Origin of the sequence: Arthrobacter sp. 18067 (assembly GCF_902706295.1) — a bacterium.
Classification (GTDB): domain Bacteria; phylum Actinomycetota; class Actinomycetes; order Actinomycetales; family Micrococcaceae; genus Arthrobacter.
The window spans coordinates 1-4,040 of sequence record NZ_CACSJJ010000050.1 but is presented as its reverse complement, the minus strand read 5'-3'; the positions used below and the strand labels follow the sequence as shown (position 1 = coordinate 4,040).

At 61.5% G+C, this 4,040-nt stretch carries 3 protein-coding genes; all 3 read left to right on the top strand.

Annotated elements, in window-relative coordinates:
* Positions 1-325 precede the first annotated feature (325 nt).
* The gene (locus tag GVL04_RS23920; protein ID WP_268825406.1) at positions 326-1,507 is read left to right on the top strand and encodes a CaiB/BaiF CoA-transferase family protein; all 1,182 of its coding nucleotides are present in this window, start codon (positions 326-328) and stop codon (positions 1,505-1,507) included.
* 67 nt (positions 1,508-1,574) lie between these two features.
* Positions 1,575-2,165, top strand: a complete 591-nt coding sequence (locus GVL04_RS23915; RefSeq protein ID WP_159709143.1) for a cysteine hydrolase family protein — start codon at positions 1,575-1,577, stop codon at positions 2,163-2,165.
* 735 nt (positions 2,166-2,900) lie between these two features.
* The coding region (locus GVL04_RS23910; RefSeq protein WP_235036433.1) for an HNH endonuclease family protein at positions 2,901-4,040 on the top strand (1,140 nt) is incomplete at its 3' end.

The window sequence follows — 4,040 nt, the reverse complement described above, 5'->3', positions numbered from 1 at the left end:
AGACGCCAATCTGCTCTGCCAACTCGACCTGGAGAATCTTTTCGCCCGGTAGCAGCACCCGATCAATAATGAGTCCGCGGATCTGAGCGGCGGCCTGGAGGGTCATCTGGGACGAAAGCCCAGGACGTTTAGCACTCACCGGATTGCCCCTTTGATCGGACAACCGCGACCCGGCGATAGCACGCGAGGTACAGGGGTACCATGTCGGCTCCTTATCATGTCGTCTAAAGTGTCTACAACAATACACGCAAAATCGCTAATACCCCGCTCGGCGGTTGCATTCTAGCGTCGCCAGCTCAAGATCAATAGCCTCCGGAGGCACAGATTGTCAACATTTCCCGCAATCCCACCCGCCCCCCTGGCAGGTTTACGAGTCCTCGACCTCACGATCTGGATGGCAGGCTCGGTAGCCGCCATGCTGCTCGCGGATCTAGGCGCCGACGTCGTCAAGGTCGAGAGTCCTCGTGGTGACCCCGCTCGAGAACATGTCGCACCGACTGCGGGGGGCGCGTCGATTCCAGAGGGAACGAGCCCGTCCTACACTGCCTGCAACAGGAATAAGCGTTCAATCACCCTTGATCTCAAAGACGAGGCCGACCGACGCGTGATGAACGAGCTTGTCGGCGCGGCGGATGTCTTCGTCACCAACCTCGCGGGTCCTGCCTTGAGGAGGCTCGGAATGGACGCGGACGCACTGACCGCTAGGAACCCTCGACTCATATATGCCCGGTCCGCTGGGCTCGGGACAGTGGGGCCCCGCGCCGACGACCTCGCCCAAGACATGACCGGGATGGCCTACGGAGGGATGCTCTTCACCGCGTCACCGGAACCAGGGGAGCCATTTGCTCCGCCCGGCGCCATGAACGACGTCATGACTGGGACGATGCTTGGTTTCGGTATTGTGACCGCTCTAGCCCAACGGGCGCAGACCGGAATCGGAACAGTGGTTTCCGGTTCGCTCCTGCAGACTTCGCTTTGGAGTCAGATGCTCCTCATCGGCTCCGCAGCGAGTTCGGAGAATGCCTCAACGAGCGGGCGGCCGCGACGGAACCCCCGCAACGCGCTCCTCAACCAATACAAGGCTGCAGACGGGAAGTGGATCGCCATCGCTGCGATCAATGAGGCCGCGTGGCAGCCATTCCTCGACGCGGCGGAACTCACTCATGTCGTCGAAGATGCACGCTTCGCCACTTTCAGCGAGGCGCTCATACACGCGCATGAGCTCCGCATCCTGCTCGACGCGCACTTTGTTACACGGACTGCGGCAGACTGGCTCGACCGATTTAGGGCTGGGCGCGTGTGGTGCGGCCCCGTCAACGAATTGGCTGACGTCATTGTCGACGAACACATCCAGGCAGAAGGCTACCTATCGCGATTGTCCGATGGCGTAATGACAGCGACGATGCCCTTCACTTTACGCGACCATGCGATCCCCCAAGCAGCCGGGCCGGCGCTAGGCGCCGACACTCAAGAGGTACTCCGAGAATGGGGAGTCTCGACAAGATGACATTCACTCGCGAGAATTCAATTTTGCATGTATCTTTGTATTCATTCTGATCATCGAAGGAGTACTCATGCCTGACCTTGAGCTTGACCCGTCCCGCACCGCTCTGGTTGTCATGGACTACCAGCCGAGTAGTCTCGGCTCGCTATCGAACGCTGACGAGCTCGTTGCCCGTGCGGGTGAGCTGCTCGACAAGGTGCGGTCCGTAGGGGCACACGTCGCACACGTCCGGGTGGGCTTCGGAGAGTCCGACTACGCCGCGGTGCCCAGCCACAGCCCCTTCGCGGGGATCGCTGCTAACGAGAAGCTGCGTGCCACGATGCACGCCGACTCTGAGAGCACCGCAATCAACGAACGGCTCGCTCCACTCGATGGCGAGATCACGGTGCGCAAGACCCGAGTCGGTCCGTTCTCGAGCACCGACCTGCACCAGCGACTCCAAGGTGTCGGAGTCGACACCATCCTGGTTGCTGGCATCACCACGGCGGGGGTCGTACTCTCCACGGTGCGGCAGGCAGCTGACATGGACTACAGGGTTGTCGTCGTTTCCGACGCCTGCGCTGATCCCGACACGCAGGTTCACGAGACCCTTGTGACCAAGGTGTTCCCACGCCAGGCCACCGTCCTCACAGCGCAGGAACTGTTGGCCTCGCTCGCCTGACCGTACTGCTGCTCCCGCGCCAAAACTGGTGGCCTGATGTACTACGGCATTTCGCGCCGCCGGACATCAGGATCGAGTTCTAGCGGTCGTTGCAACACCCATTATGTTTTGGGGGCTGCAACGACCGTGCAGCATTTTAAGAGACGTTTTTTCAGAGCCTCGGAAGCATGCGAGGGCGACGGTTCAGCAGGATGTTGCGGACCATCCGTACTCAACTGCGGCGCCGACGTACCAATCTCCATGCTGTGGGTGTCTGCCTAGAACAACGGTGACATGCCCCCACAGCAATCGTGCGAAGGCTTGATTGTTGCACAATTGGCTCCGGCCGTGCCGCGGCAAAGCCCGTGGCGCCACGGACGGCTCCCTCCTCGCACCGTCGCAAGGCATAAGGAATGCCGGACTGGATATGGCGCGCCAGGGCATGATCTGTCGCCGTGAAGTTGGCCCACCCGGGGCTTTGCGAACTTCCCCGAGTCGGAACAGCCTCTGTTCCGGTGGCGGTTTCTCAAGAGAACACTGGGCTTGAGCGGTTTATCGGCGCCCGATGCCGGCCGCTGGGCTGGAGGTCAGCGACTGGCGGGTTCGTGTGACTTTCACCCAGCGGGGGTTCATGTCATAATTCCGCGGCAAATTACAAACTTGTAATTCAAATACTAAAATCCCGTTGGGTGCGGTTACTGCGCCCGATGCGGGCCGCGAAAGACGCTGCCCGATATCGAAATGGGGATCATTCTTTTGTCGAACCACACTCCGCTCGGAACGGGTTCATTCCGGCTGCCCAAGTCCACGATCATCGTGGGCATCCTTGCCATGGTCTTCACCATCAGCGCGGCGTTCTCGTCCGGCTTCGGCGGCGTCCTGGTTATATTGGCCCTGTTTGGCTTGCTCACTGGCCTGTATGTGCTGGCCACCGGCCGTCGCTCCTGGGCGCTGCTGCGCGGAGGCCGCAAGGCCGGCGCCGTCGTTCTGGCAGGTGCGCTCGTTTTCATGATCGTCGGGGCGGCGATCACACCGCCCAGACCGAAAGATCCGCTGCAGGCCTCACAGGCTGCTGCCGAAGCACAGAAGCTCGCACCGGCCAGCGAAAGCCCAAGCGCGAGCCCCATCCCGACCCCGTCGGACACAGGCGCGCCACTGGACCCTGAGACGACAACCGAACTTGCAAAGACCGCCACGTACACGGCGCCCCATTCCCAGCCGACCTACGCCACGAAAGCACTGGAGCTGCTGGTAACCCTCCCGATCAAAGGCAGGGCACCGAAGACTGGGTATGACCGGGACCAGTTCGGGCAGGCCTGGGCCGATGTGGACCGGAACGGTTGCGATACCCGTAACGACACCCTCAAACGTGACCTGACCCAGGTCACGTTCACGAACAGTGTCCAATGCAAAATCCAGACCGGCTCACTCGCTGACCCCTACACCGCCAAGAACATCAGTTTCGTCCGCGGATCCGCGACCAGTTCCGCAGTTCAGATCGACCACGTGGTTGCCCTCAGCGATGCTTGGCAAAAAGGTGCACAGCAGCTCAGCCTCGAACAGCGCACGGCTTTCGCGAACGACCCCCTGAACCTGCAGTCCACCGACGGCCCCACCAACACCCAGAAAGGCGACGGCGACACCGCTACCTGGTTGCCGCCGAACAAGAGCTTCCGCTGCGACTACGTTGCACGGCAGATCTCCGTCAAAGCCACCTACAACCTCTGGGTCACCCAGGGCGAACACGACGCCATGACCAAGGTCCTCGGCGACTGCAAGGACCAAATCGCGCCCACCAACGAAAAGGCCCCGGCCCCGCCAAGCGCTGTGGCCACAACACCAGCACCCGCGGAACCCGCACCGGCGCAAGCGGCCATCCCTGCACCTGTCCCTTAT

Bases quoted from the DNA above. Each gene is read 5' to 3' on its own strand.
- GVL04_RS23915 (WP_159709143.1), top strand. From the start codon at position 1,575: ATGCCTGACCTTGAGCTTGACCCGTCCCGCACCGCTCTGGTTGTCATG.